15 protein-coding genes and 1 pseudogene are annotated in these 17,320 nt (G+C 62.5%); 7 read left to right on the forward strand and 9 right to left on the reverse strand.

Annotated features, from left to right (window positions below):
• From gshA to PO883_RS26780, 4 genes are all read right to left on the reverse strand, one after another.
• The coding region (gene gshA / locus PO883_RS26765; RefSeq protein ID WP_289312467.1) for a glutamate--cysteine ligase at positions 1-1,298 on the reverse strand (1,298 nt) is incomplete at its 3' end.
• A gap of 160 nt (positions 1,299-1,458) precedes the next feature.
• Entirely contained in the window at positions 1,459-2,997 is a 1,539-nt protein-coding gene (locus PO883_RS26770) for an ammonium transporter (RefSeq protein WP_167089565.1), read from the reverse strand.
• Between the two features lie 16 nt (positions 2,998-3,013).
• Positions 3,014-3,352 carry a P-II family nitrogen regulator gene (locus PO883_RS26775; protein ID WP_054266216.1) on the reverse strand — a complete coding sequence of 113 codons (339 nt, stop codon included), beginning with the start codon at positions 3,350-3,352 and terminating at the stop codon, positions 3,014-3,016.
• Positions 3,353-3,362: 10 nt separating this feature from the next.
• Positions 3,363-4,115: a TorF family putative porin gene (locus PO883_RS26780; protein WP_289312468.1), complete on the reverse strand. Its 753-nt coding sequence runs from the start codon at positions 4,113-4,115 to the stop codon at positions 3,363-3,365.
• A gap of 263 nt (positions 4,116-4,378) precedes the next feature.
• Here PO883_RS26780 and PO883_RS26785 point away from each other — a divergent pair, with 263 nt between their 5' ends.
• Positions 4,379-4,633: an accessory factor UbiK family protein gene (locus PO883_RS26785; protein ID WP_289312469.1), complete on the forward strand. Its 255-nt coding sequence runs from the start codon at positions 4,379-4,381 to the stop codon at positions 4,631-4,633.
• A gap of 12 nt (positions 4,634-4,645) precedes the next feature.
• On the opposite strand, the gene PO883_RS26790 is transcribed toward PO883_RS26785, so the two are convergent.
• The gene (locus tag PO883_RS26790; protein ID WP_289312470.1) at positions 4,646-5,209 is read right to left on the reverse strand and encodes a TetR/AcrR family transcriptional regulator; all 564 of its coding nucleotides are present in this window, start codon (positions 5,207-5,209) and stop codon (positions 4,646-4,648) included.
• A gap of 190 nt (positions 5,210-5,399) precedes the next feature.
• On the opposite strand from PO883_RS26790, the gene PO883_RS26795 reads away from it, so the two are divergent.
• Positions 5,400-5,693, forward strand: a complete 294-nt coding sequence (locus tag PO883_RS26795; RefSeq protein WP_289312471.1) for an antibiotic biosynthesis monooxygenase — start codon at positions 5,400-5,402, stop codon at positions 5,691-5,693.
• A gap of 282 nt (positions 5,694-5,975) precedes the next feature.
• On the opposite strand, the gene PO883_RS26800 is transcribed toward PO883_RS26795, so the two are convergent.
• The gene (locus PO883_RS26800) at positions 5,976-7,004 is read right to left on the reverse strand and encodes a helix-turn-helix domain-containing protein (protein ID WP_289312472.1); all 1,029 of its coding nucleotides are present in this window, start codon (positions 7,002-7,004) and stop codon (positions 5,976-5,978) included.
• Positions 7,005-7,121: 117 nt separating this feature from the next.
• On the opposite strand from PO883_RS26800, the gene PO883_RS26805 reads away from it, so the two are divergent.
• Positions 7,122-8,918 carry a TonB-dependent receptor domain-containing protein gene (locus tag PO883_RS26805; protein ID WP_289312473.1) on the forward strand — a complete coding sequence of 599 codons (1,797 nt, stop codon included), beginning with the start codon at positions 7,122-7,124 and terminating at the stop codon, positions 8,916-8,918.
• Between the two features lies 1 nt (position 8,919).
• Positions 8,920-10,518 (forward strand): enterochelin esterase, encoded by a 1,599-nt coding sequence (gene fes, locus PO883_RS26810; protein WP_289312474.1) that lies wholly within the window; start codon positions 8,920-8,922, stop codon positions 10,516-10,518.
• Between the two features lie 36 nt (positions 10,519-10,554).
• On the opposite strand, the gene PO883_RS26815 is transcribed toward fes, so the two are convergent.
• Positions 10,555-12,030 (reverse strand): hypothetical protein, encoded by a 1,476-nt coding sequence (locus tag PO883_RS26815; RefSeq protein WP_289312475.1) that lies wholly within the window; start codon positions 12,028-12,030, stop codon positions 10,555-10,557.
• 63 nt (positions 12,031-12,093) lie between these two features.
• On the opposite strand from PO883_RS26815, the gene PO883_RS26820 reads away from it, so the two are divergent.
• Entirely contained in the window at positions 12,094-12,684 is a 591-nt protein-coding gene (locus tag PO883_RS26820) for a hypothetical protein (RefSeq protein ID WP_289312476.1), read from the forward strand.
• Between the two features lie 165 nt (positions 12,685-12,849).
• Here the strand turns inward: PO883_RS26820 and PO883_RS26825 are convergent, their stop codons facing one another.
• Together PO883_RS26825 and PO883_RS26830 are read right to left on the reverse strand one after the other, a co-directional pair.
• Complete coding sequence (locus tag PO883_RS26825; RefSeq protein ID WP_289312477.1) at positions 12,850-13,656, reverse strand: hypothetical protein; 807 nt, start codon at positions 13,654-13,656, stop codon at positions 12,850-12,852.
• 35 nt (positions 13,657-13,691) lie between these two features.
• On the reverse strand, positions 13,692-14,075 hold the full coding sequence (locus tag PO883_RS26830; protein WP_289312505.1) for a GntR family transcriptional regulator: 384 nt from the start codon (positions 14,073-14,075) through the stop codon (positions 13,692-13,694).
• A gap of 347 nt (positions 14,076-14,422) precedes the next feature.
• On the opposite strand from PO883_RS26830, the pseudogene PO883_RS26835 reads away from it, so the two are divergent.
• Both PO883_RS26835 and PO883_RS26840 read left to right on the forward strand, forming a co-directional pair.
• A pseudogene (locus PO883_RS26835) lies at positions 14,423-15,283 on the forward strand (YifB family Mg chelatase-like AAA ATPase); the annotation flags it as partial.
• Between the two features lie 265 nt (positions 15,284-15,548).
• Entirely contained in the window at positions 15,549-17,207 is a 1,659-nt protein-coding gene (locus PO883_RS26840) for a hypothetical protein (protein ID WP_289312478.1), read from the forward strand.
• Positions 17,208-17,320: the final 113 nt, after the last annotated feature.

Raw genomic sequence — 17,320 nt, forward strand, 5'->3', positions numbered from 1 at the left:
TAAACCTCCGGATTCGGATCCGTGCGCTCCATCTCGAGCGATGCCGCCAGCAGTCCGAGGCGCGCCACCACGCCATACACATAGAAGCGGTTCGGCGCCGCCGTCCCCGGCTTGGCCTTCAAATCCGGCACGGCATGCTGCTGGGCAAACGCCAGCGGCACGTACTGCGAGCCCGGCGCGTTCAGGTTCTGGTCGATCCCGCGCTCGGCGTGAATCCGGTAGAAGCCGCCCACCACATAGCGGTCGATCATGTACACCACCGGCTCGGCCACCGCATCCTTGATGTTCTCGAAGGTCGGCACGCCTTCCTGGATGATGACGTCGCTGATTTCCACGCCGTCTTTAATGACCGACATCTTCTGGCGCTGGGCGCGCGTCAGTTCGCGCACTTCGCTGGCATCCTTGATCGTCAAAATACCCATGCCATAGGTGCCGGCATCCGGTTTCAGGATCACGAACGGCTTTTGCTCCTTGATCCCGTATTCCTTGTATTTCTTGCGGATCTTGGCCAGCAGCATGGTCACATTGTCGGCCAGGCATTCCGCGCCCTGGTCTTCGTCGACATTGATCGCGCCGCATTTGCTGTGGAAGGGATTGACCATCCACGGATCAACATCGATCAGCTTGCCGAACTTCTTGGCCACTTCATCGTAGGCGGCCAGGTGGTTGCTCTTCCTGCGCAGCGCCCAGCCGGCGTGCAGCGGCGGCAGCAGCGACTGCTCGTGGATATTTTCCAGGATCGAGGGAATGCCGGCCGACAGATCGTTATTGAGCAAAATGGTGCAGGGATCGAAATCCTTCAGTCCCACGCGGCGGCCATTGCTTGATCTCACCAGCGGCTCGACCACCAGCATGTTCCCGTCCGGCAGCGCCAGCGGCGTCGGCTGGGTGATCTCGGGCGACAGGGAACCCAGGCGCACGTGCAGTCCGGTCTGGCGGAAAATCTGCATCAGGCGCGCCACGTTCTGCAGGTAATGCGGATTGCGCGTGTGGCCTTCCGGCACCAGCAGCAGGTTGCGGGCGTCCGGGCAATATTTGTCGATCGCGGCCATGGCGGCTTGCACCGCCAGTGGCAGCATCTCGGTGGCAAGATTATTAAAACCACCAGGGAACAGGTTGGTATCGACCGGGGCCAGCTTGTAGCCGGCGTTGCGCAAGTCGACCGAGCAATAGAACGGCGGCGTGTGCTCCTGCCACTCCATCCGGAACCAGCGCTCAATGGCGGGCGTTGCCGCCAGGATTTTCTTTTCGAGGTCGAGCAGCGGTCCGGTCAGGGCTGTGACGAGGTGGGGAACCATGAATAAGACGTCCTTAAAGGCTGCTTGATGAAAATGATGAACTGCACAAGTCGGGGCGGAACCGGCGTTTTAAAGCCCTGGCAGTGTCCTGGAAAGCAAAAAGGCGCCCCGCGGGGCGCCTGGAACAACCCGCTTGCGCGGGCCGGAGCAAAAATGTGAATCAGGAATGGTAGGCGGATTCGCCGTGGCTCGTGATGTCGAGCCCTTCCCGTTCTTCTTCTTCCGGTACGCGCAGACCGATCACCAGGTCCACCAGTTTGTAGGCAGCGAAGGACACCACGGCCGACCACAGGATGGTGGTGCCGACCGCGGTCAGCTGCGTGAGCACCTGGCCGCCGATCGAATAGTCCGCCGATGCCTTGTTGGCAACGTAGTCGAAAACGCCTTGTCCGCCCAGCGACGGCGCCGCGAACACGCCGGTCAGCAAGGCACCCAGGATACCGCCCACGCCGTGCACGCCGAACACGTCGAGCGAGTCGTCGGCGCCGATCAGGCGCTTGAGGCCGTTCACTCCCCACAGGCAGATAATACCAGCCAGCAAACCAATGACCAAGCCGCCCATCGGGCCGACGAAGCCGGCCGCCGGGGTGATCGCCACCAGGCCGGCCACCGCGCCGGAGGCGGCGCCCAGCATCGATGGCTTGCCCTTGGTGATCCACTCGCCGAATACCCACGACAGGGTGGCGCAGGCGGTGGCCAGCAGGGTGTTGATGAAGGCCAGCGCGGCGATGTCGCCCGCTTCCAGGGCCGAGCCGGCGTTGAAGCCGAACCAGCCGGCCCACAGCAGCGAGGCGCCGATCATGGTCATGGTCAGCGAGTGCGGGGCCATGGCTTCGCGGCCGTAGCCGACGCGCTTGCCGATCAGGATGGCGCCCATCAGGCCGGCGACCGCCGCATTGATGTGCACCACGGTGCCGCCGGCGAAATCGAGCGCACCTTTTTGGAACAGCCAGCCGGCTTTCGCGGTTTCCGATGCCAGGGTGGCGGCGTCGGTGATGGCATCCGGACCGGTCCAGAACCAGACCATGTGGGCGATCGGCAGGTAGCCGAAGGTGAACCACAGCACCATGAAGGCGATCACGGCGCCAAATTTGATGCGCTCGGCAAAGGCGCCGACGATCAGGCAGCAGGTAATCGCGGCAAACGTGCCCTGGAAGGCCACATAAATGAACTCCGGAATGACCACGCCCTTGCTGAACGTGGCGGCGTAGGCAAACGCCCCCTTGGCCGGATCATAGATTCCGGACAGCAAAGCCCGGTCGAAGCCGCCGATCACGGCGTTCCCCGGCGTAAAGGCAACGGAATAGCCGTAGATGCACCACAGCACGATGATCAGCGCAAACACCACGAATACTTGCATCAGCACCGACAGCATGTTCTTGGTGCGCACCAGGCCGCCGTAAAACAGCGCCAGCCCGGGAATCGTCATCAGGATCACGAGCACGGTGGAAATGAACATCCAGGTGGTGTCGCCTTTATGCGGCACCGGTGCGGGCGCGGCGGCGGGCGCGGCGACGCTGGCCGTGCTGGCCGTGCTGGCGGCGGGCGTGGCCACCGCGGTGGCGGGTGCCTCGACCGGCGCGACGGCTGCTGCCGTCGTGTCCGGCTTGGGCGCGTCCTGGGCCGAGGCCGGCAACACGCCGCCGATTGCGCACAGGACGGCTAGTCCGGCGAGCCACTTTGTTATCGTTTTATTCATCAGTGTTCCCCTCAGCTTAAAGTGCTTCGTTACCGGTTTCGCCGGTGCGGATCCGCACCACCTGTTCCAGGTTATAGACAAAAATCTTGCCGTCGCCAATCTTACCGGTGCGCGCAGCGCCTTCGATGGCTTCGATGGCTTGTTCGACGATGGCGTCGTCCACGGCCGCTTCGATCTTGGTCTTGGGCAGGAAATCGACCACGTACTCGGCGCCCCGGTACAGCTCGGTATGGCCTTTCTGGCGTCCGAAGCCCTTGACTTCGGTAACGGTAATCCCTTGCACATTGATGGCCGACAGCGCTTCGCGCACTTCGTCCAGCTTGAAGGGTTTGATGATGGCGGTGATCATTTTCATACCTGGCCTCTTAGAAAGTTTTTGACACGGTCAGCACGGCGCGGGAACGGCCCAGGTCCTTGCCGTTGACCGGGCTGACATACATGTCGGTATTGGCGCTGATGACGGCCAGCGCGACCGTGGCAAAACCGACATCCTTGGTCAGGCCGATCTTGGCGTCGTTGTAGCTGAGTGCATCGTTGTGGGCCACGCGCTGGCGTCCCACGTGCAGGTTGAGCACCAGGCCGGTGGCCAGGTCGAGATTGGCGCTCAAATCCAGGTAGCCGCTGCCCTTGCTGTCGGTGGTGCCGAACAGATTGGTGGTCGAATGCGAATACTTCAGGGAGACCGGACCCATGCCGACCTGCCCGTACAGTTCGAACGTGTTGGCGTTCGGATGCAGGCCATTGGACGGGTAGCCGTAGTACAAGCCGCCCACGTCGTAGCTGACGCCTTTGGTAATTTCCCCCTTCTTGCCGCCGTACAGGTCGATTTCGACATTGCCGTCGCCGCCCAGGTCACGGGTCCACTTGATGGTCGAGGCCCATACGCCGGCATAGGCGCCGCTCGGATTGTGGGTGTAGTCGGCCCCGCCCTGCACGGCCGGCTTCATGCGGCTTTGCGACAGGCCGCGGTAGCGGTAGTCGCTGGTCAGGGCGGCGTTGAAGCTCACCACATTGTCGGGCACGGGCTCTTCGGCAGCCTGGGCCAGCGGCGCTCCCAGGGTAGCCAGCGCCAGGGTCAGCGCGGCGGCGAGAGACAATCGGGTGGACAGCTTATTCATGACGGTTCCCTTATGGTTTTTTAACAGAGACGGCGGTTGGGGTTTAAAATGAAGCTTGGCGCATGCACACTGCTTATCCAGTAGCAGAAGTCATGCCAGCTACGATTGCGCTAGGGCGCAACTTGTTTTCGCGCCCGGCGGCCCCAACTTGCTGTTAATAAACAGTAAAACAACCGCGATTCCGGTCGCGGCCGGCGCGAATGCACCAAACTGGCCCACCTGCCGCACCGCTGCGGTGCGCTACCGATTTCACGAGGATTGCGATGGACATGAACAGCTTTTTCAACGACTTGCAGGGCAAGATCAACCAGGCCATCGAGAGTTCGCCGGCCAAGGATATCGAGAAGAACGTCAAGAGCATGATGACCCAGGGCTTTTCCAAGCTCGACCTGGTCACGCGCGAGGAATTCGATATCCAGGCCCAGGTACTGGCCAAGACCCGCGCCAAGCTCGAAGCACTGGAACAGCGCGTCACCGAACTCGAAGAACGCCTGGTAACCACCAAACCGCAGCCCTGAGCTGCGTCTGGGCTAGCGCCGGATCAGCAGGCGCTCGACCGCATCGATCTGGGCTGCCGAAAAGGCATGCCGGCCCGGTTCGCGCGTGAGCAGTTCGCCCATGGCCCAGGCATAGATCAGTTGTGCCCGCGTGGCTGCCTCGGCCGCGTCGAAACCGAGCGCCGCCAGCAGGCTCGCCACGAACGCCACACGGCGCTCATGCACGCGGCGCAGCACCTGGGCCGCGCCCGGGTCTTGCGCGCCTAGCGTGCTGATGGCCTGATACAGGCCGATATCGAGTTCCCCCACCTTCGTCAACAGGCAACGCAGCCGCGCCAGCGCATCGGCTTCGGCCTCTTCGATGGCGCGGATGATCTGGTCGGTGGCGATCGATTCCCAGCGCTCGAGCACCGCCAGCGCAAAGCTGCCGGCGCTCTCGAAATGCCAATAGAAACTCCCCCTGCTCACCCCCATGCGCTTGCACAGCGGATCGGCCTTCAAGGCGTGCGGACCGTCGTCGCGCAACACAGCCAGGCCAAAGTCGAGCCAGGCCTCGCGCGATAAACGATTTTGTCCTGCGGAACGGGGGGACGGCATGGCGACTCCGAAAAAATACGACGCCGGCGCCTGGGAAGGCGCCGCTGCATGCGGTTCGATGCGTCCGCATCATAGCTTACCGCCAGTAAACCCGACAACGCGCAAACATCGTGTATAGTTCAACCATACACACTGTATGGTTCGGGCGCAGCAAGCCCGTCCGGTCGTTTTTCATCCCAACGAGCACACCATGTTTGCAAGAGTTACCCATGTTCAAGCCAAGCCGGAAAAAATCGGCGAAGTCGTCGCGCTGTACAACGATGCGGTGCTGCCGGTTCTTCAACAGTTGCAAGGCTTCAAGGCAACCTTTCTCCTGACCGATCCGGGCAGCGGCAAAGGCATGTCGATTACCTTGTGGGAGACCGAAGCCGACCGCCTCGCCGGCGACAGCGCCCCCGCCTTGCGCGGCCCGATCGTCGCGGTCATGCCCCTGCTGGCGGGGCCGCCGGAAGCGCAGGGTTTCGACGCCATCAGCCTGGCCTGAGGCGATGCGCAGCACGCCGGCAAGAACGCGGCGCGCTCGCGTCCCGTTAGCCGTACGTCATGCTGCGGTCATCTGACTGGCTTATTCTGGTGATGTCGGTGACATGCCCCTGCATTTGCCACAGGTTAGTCCGGTGACCTCGAACACCGGCACCACATGCCCGCAGCCGGAAACCATCCGGCTGCTTTTTTTTTGCCTGCGGCGGCGATGGCACGCCAGGGCCGGCGCTATCGACGCGAAGCAAGCGGGCATGACCTCGCTTGGCGAGCGGGTGCCTGCCTTTCAGCGCAAGGTATGGGCGTGGCGGGGGCTGACGCCGTACTGTTTCTTGAATGCCGTGGCAAAATTGCTCGCCGCCGCGTAGCCAGCCGCCCGCGCCGCCTGTGCCACGCCGGCGCCGCCCGCCAGCAGCAGGCGCGCCTGCTCCATGCGCAGCAGGCGCAGGCGGCCGAAGACGCTGGTGCCCCATTCGCGCTGCGTGAGCGACTGCAGGGAGCTGGGATTGGTGCCCAGCGCGCGCGCGATAGCGGCCATCGACAGCTGCGCGCCGGCATCGCTGCGCAGCAGCTCCTCGAGCCGCGCCAGCCGGCGCCGGTCCGCCGCCCGCAATGGCGGCGCCGCGTCGGCCGCGGGTGCGAACCTTGCCAGCGCTTCCGTGGCCAGCGCGATACAGCGCCCTTCCAGCCTCAGGCGCTGCAACCCCGGCAAGAACGAAGGCGGCGCCAGGATCTCCGCAGCCAGCTGGCGCGCCCGCGCCGACACCATCCACGGCTGGCACGCGAGGTGCTCGCGCAGGAAGGTGCGCAGCGCCGGCGGCGCGCCGTGCGCGTCGAGGCCGGCCACGGCCATCCACTCGGGCGTGAGGGTCAGGCTGACCTTTTTTTCGTGGCGCCCGCGCTGCCAGCGCCGGCTGAAGCAATCGGTTTCGGCCAGGTTGACCAGCGCCCCCGCTGCGCGCGCGCCCGGCCCGGCACTGTCCGGCCCCAGCGCGAAGCGGCGGTGGCCGAACGACAGATCGGTGCCGCCATCGATGACCACCACGATCTTGATACCAGGATACAGGCTGTTGCTGGTGGACAGGTCGCGCAGATCGCGCACCGCCGCCGCGTGCAGGATCAGGCCGGGACGCAGGTGCAGGTGCAGCGTGTCGAACAAGCCCTCCAGCACCGCTTCCTCGGCCGGACCGCTGTCGTGGAAGGTGTAATCGGCGCCGAGCAGCCCGGCGCTGCGCATCAGGTCGGCGCGCGTCACCCGCCGCGCCATGCCGCGCGCAGCCCCTGCCTCCCCTGCGCCATCTGCCCGATCATACATTTTTCTGGTTTTCGCAAAGCTTTGAAGATTGCCAGTGTGACATAATCCAGGTCTCAAAGTAAATGAGAATCATTCGCATCCTTTCCGCGAATGCCTGTCCTGCCTGTGGAGAATCCCATGAAGTTCCCCGTCCTGCGCCTGGTGCGCCATCCGCTGGCCACGCTCGCCTGCGCTGCCTTGTCCCTCCATCCCGCCGCCGCTGCGGCTGCCGAGCCTGGCGCTAGCGCCGACCCGGCCGCACTGCCGACGGTGGTGGTCAGCGCCTCGTCCCTGGCGCACACGCTCAAGGATGCGCCGGCCAGCATCTCCGTGATCACCCGCGCCGACCTGGAAAAACGTCCCGTGCTGGAACTGGCCGACCTGCTCGGTAGCATCGAAGGCGTGTCGCTCTCGCGCAGCGGCAACCAGGTGGCGGGCGTGCAATTGCGCGGCCTGGGGCAGGCGTACACCCTGTTCCTGGTCGACGGCAAGCGCGTCAATTCGAACAATGTGAGTTTTCGCGGCAACGACTTCGACACGGGCTGGGTGCCCGTGGCGGAAATCGAGCGCATCGAGGTGGTGCGCGGACCGATGTCCGCGCTGTACGGCTCGGACGCGATCGGCGGCGTGGTCAACATCATCACGCGCAAGATCGGCACGATCTGGCGCGCCGCGCTCAAGCTCGACACCGTGCAGCCGGACAACAGCGCCGCGGGCGACACACGCTCGGCCAGCCTGAGCGCCAGCGGTCCGCTCATCGCCGACGTGCTCGGTTTGCGCGTATCGTCGTCGTACGACAAGCGCCAGGGCGACCAGGGCTTGAACGCCGCCGTCAACGGCGTGGCGCAGCCGGGCTTCCCGCTGATCGCCAACCGGGCCCTTGGCGCCGCCCTGGCATGGACGCCGGCCAGCGGGCACGACATCAAACTCGGGCACGACACCAGCCGGCGCGAACGCTTGCACGATCCGGCCAATATCACCGGCTTGCACGGCATGGCCGGCTACCGCAGCGACCCGCACATTCAAATCGCGCAATATGCGCTGTTCATGGAAGATGAGATCGCCCTGCGCGACGACCTGAAGCTGACCATCGGCGAGCGCTACGACCACCATCAACACTTTGGCGGGCATCACAGCCCGCGCGTCTACCTGGTCCATCAGCTGACGCCCACGGTCACCATCAAGGGCGGCTGGGCGCGCGCCTTCCGCGCGCCGACTTTGCTGCAAGGCAGCACCAACTGGGGTTCGGTATCCTGCGGCAGCGCCACGGTGGGCTGCTACATCGTCGGCAGCCCCGCGCTGGCGCCGGAAACGAGCACCAGCAAGGAACTCGGGCTGCAGTTCGATGGCGGGCGTATCGGCGGCGGCATCACCGCCTTCGACAACCGGCTGAGCGGCATGATCGACATCAGCAGCCGCACCTCGGACCGGGTACTGGCGCCAACCTATGCCAATTTTGCCGGCTTCCTGGCGGACGGGCGTCCCATCTTCGCTTACCAAAACATTGCCCGCGTGCGTACGCGGGGCGTGGAAAGCAGCGTGCACGCCACATTCTCGACCCACTGGTCGGCACGCGCGAACCTCACCTGGACCGACGCCAAGAACACCAGCAACGCGCGGGTATTGCCATTGCTCTACCGTCCGCGCCAGAACGCCAACCTCAGCCTCGACTGGCGCCCGGATGCGCAATGGCCGTCCAGCGCCAGCGTGCGCCACATCGGCGCGCAATACCTGAGCGTGCCGTCGAATGGCCAGAACCTGGTGCGCAAGCAGGCTTACCGGGTAGCCGACCTGAGTACCGCATACCGGGTCGGCGCCCTCACCGTCGGTGCCGGCGTGCTCAACGTGGGCGACAAGGGCCGGCAGCGCGACAGCTCGGCCGATTTCAACGAAGAAGGCAGGCGCGTGTTCCTGTCGATGCTGGCGAAGTTCTGATATGACACTCTCCTTTTTATTCACGGGCGCGCTGGCCGCCCTGCTCATCAGCCACAGTGCCATTGCGGCCGACACAAGCCCACTGCCGCGGTTCAGCGGCACTTTGCGAGCGCAGCAGTCGCGCGCTTATCCGGTGCGGCTGGCCGAAGGCGACTATGTGCAAGGCACCCTCAGCGGCCCGGGCATGCGCCTGGTGCTGCTCGACGCCGGCGGCAAGCGCGCACAGGTCCTGGCCAAGGGCCAGCGCGACGAGCAGGAATTCATGTTCGTCGCGGGCGCGCGCGGACCGTACACGCTGGACGTGCGCGCGCCCCGCAGCGGCACTTATCAGCTGCAATTGCTGCAGGTGGTGCCGCGCGCTGCCCAGCGCGCTGCGCAGCCAGAGATTGCCAGTGTGCGCCTGCAAGCCTTGCAGCAGGCGCTGGCGGCGGGCGGCGACAGCGGCGCTTTCTGGCGCGAGGTCGAGCAGGCCGGCGCGCCGCTGGTCGAAATGAGCGGCGAGAACCAGTCCCAGCCGCTGGTGACCTTCCTGTGGCGCGGTGCGCGCCAGAATGTGCGCATTCTCGGCGGGCCATCGTCCGACCATGACGAGATGCAGCGCCTGGGCCGCAGCGACGTGTGGTTCCGCAGCTACCGCGTGCCGCCCGGCACGCGCCTGAGCTACCGGCTGGCGCCCGACGTCCCCGAACTCGACGCGCCGGCCATGGTGCGGCGGCGTGCGATCCTGGCGACCGCCCAGCGCGACCCGCTGAACCGGCGCAGTTTTCCGGAGCAGCCGCTCGACAACTTCGACGGCGCCTCGGTGCTGGAATTGCCGGGCGCGACGCCGCAGGCATGGGTGGCGCCGCGCCCCGGTGTCACGCCCGGCAGCGTGGAAAAACTGCGCCTGTCCAGCAGCGCGCTGGGCAACACCCGCGATATTTATCTGTACCGCCCGCACGGTTACCAGGCCGGCGCGGCCGGCAATGCGCTGGCGGTACTGTTCGACGCCGAAACCTACCTGAGCGAAGTGCCGAGCGCTACCATTCTCGACAACCTGGTGGCCGCCGCCGCGCTGCCGCCGACGGCGGCGATCCTGATCGCCAACCCGAGCAATGCCACGCGCTCGGCCGAACTGCCGCCGAATCCGGCGTTCGCGCGCTTCCTGGCCGAGGAACTGATGCCCTGGGCCAGGCAGCGCGGCATCTGGGCAACGGCGGACCAGACCGTCATCGCCGGCGCCAGCTATGGCGGACTGGCGGCGGCGTACGCGGGATTGCGCCATCCCGAACTGTTCGGCAAGGTATATAGCCAGTCGGGCTCGTTCTGGTGGTCGCCCGACGGGCAAGGACAGGAAAGCGAGGCCGAATGGCTGACCCGGCGTTTCATAGATGCGCCCGCCAAACCGGTGGAATTCTTGCTTGAAGCGGGCTTGTTTGAAAGCGGGCGCAACGGCGCGGCCGGCATCCTCGATTCAAACCGTCATCTGCGCGATGTGCTGCGTGCCAAGGGTTACCGGGTCACGCACCACGAGTTTGCCAGCGGTCACGACTACTACCACTGGCGCGGCAGCCTGGCCGCGGGGCTGGTGGCGCTGATCGGCAAGCGCGACGGCAAGTGAAGCAAGCCGCCGGGCCGCTGCCGGCCCGGCGCTACTTCAGGCCAGTTCCTGCGGATTGGCCTTTTTCCAGCCAGCGAACTGGGTGCTGAAGACGGCGAACAGGGCGTCGCAGATCTCGGCCGGATCGTCGTCGAGCACGGGCTCGTCATGACCATACTGGCCCTGGCGCTTGCCGAACATGGTCTTCAGGTCGGCATTGATCCAGATACCGTCCATGTTATGGAAGTACACATAGGCGAACTGGCGCAGGCCGGGTTCGTCCGCCAGGTGGGTGTCCCACAAGCCGCGCGTCAGGCCCAGCCGCACCAGTTGCGAGGGGCGCGCTTCCCTGCGGCGCATGGCGTCGATGAGCTCGTCCTGCCCGGGGAACATGCCGCGTTCGAGCCAGCCGTTTTCCAGTGCCCATTGCAGGAACAGGCCCGCGCCGCTGTGGACCTGGTTGGCGGCTTCGGGCCATGCCAGTTCGCGTCCCTGTGCGATTTGCACACAGGCATTGGTGCGGCCATTGTTCATCCACAGCCTCAGTTCGGTGTCGCGCGCCGCATCGAGCGGCACGGTGCATGCCTTTTCCAGTTCGCCATCCTCGTCGACGGTTTCCTTGTACAGTTGCGGCAGCTTGAGCGCAATGGCGTCCCACAGCGCGTCGCCGTGCAAGCCGAACAGGACTGGCTCGCTGTAGGCGTCGCCGAGAAACACACTCTCCAGGAAGGGGCAGATGGCCTTGTTGCCGATCGGTACGGGCGCGTAGTTCGGATTCAACACCTTGCGGCTGAACAGAAAACTGACGTCGGCCTTTTTCGCGGTCAGCCAGATGCTGTCATCGTGTTTGGCATTGCCGACGGACTGGGGCGGCGCTTTGCCGAAGACCTGTCCGGCGACGGCGCACAGTTCGGGATCGGCGGCCGTGCGGCCCACCAGGCTGCACAGCATCCTGAGGCGCTCGCCCATGCCGTCGATGTGGTCCAGGTAGGCGGGGTCCAGGGCGGGCGCGGCGCCCTGTTGCGTTGGCGGGGCGCGCCGTTCGGGCGGGTCGCCGGCGGCATAGGCGGAAAAGTCGAACTGCCCGCTCACGGCCGGCGCGGCGATCTTGCTCTTGTTGAGCCAGGAGGTGAATGCCTTGCGCGCTGCGACTTGCTCCGGTTCAAGGTCATCGTCGGCGAGGTCGATCTCGGTCTCGGTTTCGCCCGCGTCGATTGCCAGCAGGAAGGCTTCGAACGATTCGGCGAGGGTTCTCAGTTCGCCTTCGGAACCGATGTGGACGACGGCGGGCGGCTGCACCGCTTCGCACAGGCCGATCAGGGAACCATCGGGCAGGCTGATGAAGCCCCAGGTGTCGGCGCCCCAGCGCTCCATGCCTTCCCAGGCGGTACCGCCGGCCAGGTTTTCCGGCGCCAGCTCGAAGTAGCCGAGATCCCCGTATTCATAGGGCGCGAGCCATGTGAAGAATTTGGCCATGAGGGGTGGTACTGGCCTGCCGATTTCCTGTTCCCATGCCGCTACGTCAAAATCCATCGATATTCCTGTTCTCTGAAAGCGTGTGCGAGCGCCGCCGCGCGCTGTCGCGGCGGCGGGTGTATGGATGCATTGTATGCGCTAAGTCGGCGCGCACTGTTTATCTTGTTCCCCACCCGGGCGGGCGGCGCTGCCGCTGCTGTTGGCCCGGCTCGCAAGATGAGCCGCTTGGGCCAGCCATGGGATAGGAAAAAGAAATGTGAGCGAGGAAATCGGGATGCCATAATCTGCCCTCTTCCAACCTTCCGGGAACGACGGAAAATGGCGAATCCAAAGACGCTGATGCGCGACTGCTGCTGGAGCTTTAGCGGTTCCATCTTTACTGATCGCAAGGTATTTGAGGCGGAGTTCGAAGCATATCAAAAGGACATTCGTGGTATCGCATCCTGGAACCCGGGCCATCTGGAATTGCAAGCCCCCCAGATCCGCGTGCAATACGAATGCTGGGAAGGCGATGACCAGATCGAGCCCATCGTGACGCTTTCCGCGGCGGATGGTGTGGCGTTCTCTGCAGGAGAGCTGATGTTTCTGCTACACAATGCAGTTGTCGAGCAACTCGATGACATCGACCATCATTTTTTCGAATTCCTGACCTTGGCCAGCCAGCAGGAAAATGGGACGCCTCCACTGTACCGGCTCGATTGCGGAAGCTGATCATGACTGCCGCTTTGGCGAGGATATGTCCAACTGGCGGCTCGCGGCGCTTGCTGCCGCGGGCATCGAGGCTGGACGTGGTTCGCATGGAAGACTTCGGCTGGGGCGAATACGGCCACATTCGGTGGCTCGTCTTGTCCGGGCAGAGACCTGGTGCGGAAAAATTCAAACGCGAAGCAGTAACTGTTTTACCGCCGGACTGTTGAAGAATCGCAGCCAGGCGGCTTGCATCATCAGGTTCACTCCCGAAAAGAAGGCCACGTCGCTGATGGGTGGAGCGGCAAAAAAGTCCTGCAGCATGCACCACGCAACGAGCACCAGGCACAGATACAGGACCACGATATTGCCTCGCACCTCCATGCGCCGGTAGGAGGGGCCCCATGCGTCGTCAATCGGCTGATGTTTTCGCCGCAAGCAGTAAAGCAGGGTCACGCTGGCGGTCGGCAACATGATCGCAAATCCAGCCATTCGGCCGACGAAGACGTCGGTGGCGATAAGACCGCGTGCGTAACCGACGGCATAGAACGCGATCGCGACAGCAAAAAGCACGAAGCACGTCGTGGTCCACATCGGGCTCACGAAATCGCGCAGTGATCGCCGCGCGAACAACACGCTGCGTTTGGCAGGCAGCGGGATGTTGTGGCCGATGCGCTGCTTGGCAACGGCGGCGTAAATGAGAATGAGGACAAGCCATGCCATGGTTGGCGCGAACGTCAAGTAGGCAGGAATGGCTGCGCCTGCGCCCCCCGCAAGCACGACCAGCACAAGCCAGGCCGAGCCCAGGGCGTAAAACGATAAGCTCGCCATTGTTGACTCGTGATGCCGCGTTTTGAAGGAGGGGTTCCGCTCAACCCACGCGCGATTCTTCGACAAGAACGTGTCATCAATTAAGCCCAACGTCTTCCTGGCCGTCAGCCAGTACAGCATGACGATCTGGATGATCGCTACCAGATAGATCCCTGATTGAAGCATTTTTCTTCCCCTCTTTTATTTTTCCGAGTCCATTGCTAGGCTTGCTCGATGGTCGCGATCGCGGCCAGGAAGGCCGCGCGGATATGATCTGCCGCGAGTCCTTTTTCATGCAGCGAACTCACTAACGCCGCCATTGAGCGCACACCATCGCGCATGTTGCGATTGCGGATTTCAACTTCCGCATCGCGATTGATGAAAGTACCTTTCTTACCGGCAGTAAGAATGACACGCTCGCTTTCCAACACTTTGTAGGCCTTGGCAACCGTGTTCGCATTCAAGTCCAGATCATGGGCCAACTGGCGAATGGTGGGAATGGGCGATCCAGGCCGCAGAGCGCCCGTGAGCACGCCCTGGCGCACTTGGTGCGCAATTTGCTCATACACTGGCTCAATGCTGGCAGTATCAATTGTCATGTCCATCAAGCAAAACATCCTTATGTACTAGTTCAAAGCAGTACAAATACTATAGTAAGTTGCGGAGCGAACGCAAGCCTTTTTTGCTATCGCTCACCGGCACACCGGCGTCAGGGACGTAACGAGGCCGATGCCGGCATTCGGGCACGGACTCAGCACTACATCTGGCTTGGATTCCACAAGAGACCGGTACCGAAAACGTCAATCCCCTGGACGGATTTGTACCTCCGGTCGGCAAATGACTGCCAGCATCCCCATGTTGACTATCCTGGCACACACCTTTGGCTCGCATCAAGCGGACCAGGCCAGGCTGGCCGCACCATCGACAATTTCACGCACTGATCAGGAATCGTATGAGCCTTGCCGTATTGCGAAGCCGCGCCCTGGCCGGCATGGAAGCGCGCGCCGTCAGCGTCGAAGTGCATCTGGCGAACGGCTTGCCCAAATTTACCATCGTCGGCTTGCCCGATGCCGAAGTGCGCGAATCGAAAGACCGCGTGCAAGCCGCGCTGCAAAATGCCGGGTTCCAGATCCCGGCGCGCCGCATCACCGTCAACCTGGCCCCGGCCGACCTGCCCAAGGAGTCCGGCCGCTTCGACTTGCCGATCGCGCTCGGCATCCTGGCCGCGTCGGGCCAGATTCCATCGCGGGAACTGGGGCGCTACGAATTTGCCGGCGAACTGTCGCTGTCGGGCGAGCTGCGCCCGATCCGGGGGGCGCTGGCGATCACCTTCGCCATGCAGCGCGAAGCCGGCGCGCATCGCGCTTTCATCCTGCCGCAAGCGAATGCCGACGAAGCGGCGCTGGTGGCCGACGCCGTCATTTATCCGGCCGCCACGCTGCTCCAGGTCTGCGCCCATTTTGCCGCCTGCGACGATCCATGCCGGCTGGCGCGCCATCAACCGCGCGCGCTCACGCGCCTGCCCGATTATCCGGACTTTTGCGATGTGAAAGGCCAGCGCGCAAGCAAGCGCGCGCTCGAAGTGGCCGCCGCCGGCGCGCACAGCGTGCTGATGGTGGGGCCGCCCGGCGCCGGCAAGACCATGCTGGCGTCGCGCTTTCCCGGCCTGCTGCCGCCGATGACGGACCAGGAAGCGCTGGAATCGGCGGCGGTGCAGTCGCTCACCGGTGGCTTTTCAGCCGACAACTGGAAGGTGCGCCCCTTCCGCAGCCCGCATCACACCACCTCCGCCGTGGCCCTGGTGGGCGGCGGCTGTGACTTTTTGAAATAACTGCGACGTTTTGGAAATAGCTGCGATAATTATCATACCGTAAACTTCGGCCGCCACCAGCTCAGGAAACCTCGCTACATTGAGAACTGGCGCGGCTCTACCAATGCCAAGTCAGTTCCATTACAGAATCCGACGTACAAACTCCGTCATACGGCTTCGGAAATCTCTCGGAGCGGGAGACGAAAAACTAATCGCCTCTTGGTACTGCGGCTTCAAGAAGAATCGCAATGACGCCACGCAGCCCTTGGTGCTTGTCGCTTTTCGAAAAATGTTCGGTGATACCGTATCAGATAAATTTGCTTTGAAGGAAGTCCCAGTTGGGGCGCTCGGGCAGATACGAATAGGATCTATTTGGCAAAACGACCGTAGCAACGAGGAGGCCATATTCGATCCGCAGGAATTCAAAGTTGACTTTACTTCTGGACGTTGGCGTTTTACGTCGTTCGAAAATGCGATACGGAACTACGCAGAGGCCCCTTTTCCTTTGGAGCTTTACCCGTTGAAGTATCCCATTGACAGGAACTGGCTAATCGAGTTCGAACTACCCCAAGGTGGCAGACTTCTGATCCCCTGCACAGAATTTTTCGCCCGTTGCTTCGGGTTTTCAAGTGAAGTAAGGCGCATACTCGCGACGTACAGATGGGACGGACCAGGACACGATACGGCGATGTACAGGTTTTTTGCTCCACTAGACTGTCCAGAGGAACCTGCCAAGTGGCAGGTCCGATTGAGAAAACGGCTTTATGACGATGACGCCGTTTTCTTGGCACACGCCAAATACGATATGTATACGCAGCGGGTTGCAAAAACCATAAACGCAGACTTGGCGGCGCATTTCGTCCCAAATCAAGCAAGTCCAGCGTTTCTTAAAATCGGTCCATGGTTCCAGGGGCCAGCTACGATAGCGGTCGAAGGAATTCCGTTCAATGAGAAAAAGTCGTTTTTGGCGTTACGTGTACTCGGCATGACGGAACCAATTGGTTCCCCCATTTTTCTCTCGCGGGAAAACAGTAGTGACGCAGAAAATCCAGCCCCAGAAGGAAGCCCCGAAGCTTGGGCGGGTGCTCCAGATCGGGTACTCCTAGAGCCTCCCGACTGTCTCGATCTGACGGGAGACCTGTCCCCTGACCATGACGCGGGAGAAATTGAAGTCCAAGACGTCGGATTCCGAATCATAGGCCAGCGCCGTCCGGTAGTGAAAATTCGAGCAGATCAAGCCACTACCAAAGCCGGCCCGAAGAGTATTCGACCCGATGCGACAATAATATCCGGCGGCGAAGCGCACGGCAGTGGGAAGGGTGTTGCGTACGCATCGATTCATGCAGTTCCAATTTTCGAATCCGCTGGTATGCTCTTCGATATGTGGAGTGCAATGGTTAATTTAAAAGAGACTCGACCAGACCTAATAAGAGCGGTCTCTTGGTTCACAATTGCAGACGGTTACGGTACCAGCGAGCCTCCAAAGTTAAATGGCATTGAGCCTTTCAAAGATAGCGACGATGCGACTTCAACAGCGCGGCGCTTTCCATTTCTTGATCAATCCATTCCCTTGCTAAGAGGGGTATTAGTAGTACGGCTTTTGCTGTCGGATGGTCCGACATATATTGTAGAAATCATGCGTAAGCCGCGAAAAATAACCACAGACGACGGCGAAGTCAAAGAAGCAGAAGAGTCATTTCAAGGTTTAGTATTCCGCCTCCAAAATGAAAATCAGCTGGTCCCTTGGTTGCGCGAATTGCTAGCGAGAATCCGACACGAAGACGGCGTGTTTAAGCGCTTGACCGGAAGCTGTCCTGGTACAGCGGATTCATTTTCTCATCGCCACTCAAAGAAGCTCTCACCTGGGTGTTTGCCGTGTGAACATATGGTGATTGCCGCGCTTGATAAGTTGAAACCCGTTAGCTGATCGCGAGTACCACCATTGATACCCTCTGGCAATATTCTCGTCCAAGCGTGACTGAACGTGTGTTTGGAGGCATCACCTCTTTGGCAACTGCAATCTAACACTCTCCGGACTGC

The sequence above is a fragment of the Massilia sp. DJPM01 genome, from assembly GCF_030348125.1.
Lineage (GTDB): Bacteria > Pseudomonadota > Gammaproteobacteria > Burkholderiales > Burkholderiaceae_D > Telluria_A > Telluria_A frigida.

What these genes read in the sequence shown, in the direction of transcription:
- PO883_RS26805 (WP_289312473.1), top strand. Translation starts at nt 7,122, where the DNA reads ATGAAGTTCCCCGTCCTGCGCCTGGTGCGCCATCCGCTGGCCACGCTC.
- PO883_RS26795 (WP_289312471.1), top strand. Translation starts at nt 5,400, where the DNA reads ATGTTTGCAAGAGTTACCCATGTTCAAGCCAAGCCGGAAAAAATCGGC.
- PO883_RS26825 (WP_289312477.1), bottom strand. Translation starts at nt 13,656, where the DNA reads ATGCTTCAATCAGGGATCTATCTGGTAGCGATCATCCAGATCGTCATG.
- PO883_RS26815 (WP_289312475.1), bottom strand. Translation starts at nt 12,030, where the DNA reads ATGGATTTTGACGTAGCGGCATGGGAACAGGAAATCGGCAGGCCAGTA.
- PO883_RS26820 (WP_289312476.1), top strand. Translation starts at nt 12,094, where the DNA reads ATGGATGCATTGTATGCGCTAAGTCGGCGCGCACTGTTTATCTTGTTC.
- fes (WP_289312474.1), top strand. Translation starts at nt 8,920, where the DNA reads ATGACACTCTCCTTTTTATTCACGGGCGCGCTGGCCGCCCTGCTCATC.
- PO883_RS26790 (WP_289312470.1), bottom strand. Translation starts at nt 5,209, where the DNA reads ATGCCGTCCCCCCGTTCCGCAGGACAAAATCGTTTATCGCGCGAGGCC.
- PO883_RS26785 (WP_289312469.1), top strand. Translation starts at nt 4,379, where the DNA reads ATGGACATGAACAGCTTTTTCAACGACTTGCAGGGCAAGATCAACCAG.
- PO883_RS26780 (WP_289312468.1), bottom strand. Translation starts at nt 4,115, where the DNA reads ATGAATAAGCTGTCCACCCGATTGTCTCTCGCCGCCGCGCTGACCCTG.
- PO883_RS26800 (WP_289312472.1), bottom strand. Translation starts at nt 7,004, where the DNA reads ATGTATGATCGGGCAGATGGCGCAGGGGAGGCAGGGGCTGCGCGCGGC.
- PO883_RS26830 (WP_289312505.1), bottom strand. Translation starts at nt 14,075, where the DNA reads ATGGACATGACAATTGATACTGCCAGCATTGAGCCAGTGTATGAGCAA.
- PO883_RS26770 (WP_167089565.1), bottom strand. Translation starts at nt 2,997, where the DNA reads ATGAATAAAACGATAACAAAGTGGCTCGCCGGACTAGCCGTCCTGTGC.
- PO883_RS26775 (WP_054266216.1), bottom strand. Translation starts at nt 3,352, where the DNA reads ATGAAAATGATCACCGCCATCATCAAACCCTTCAAGCTGGACGAAGTG.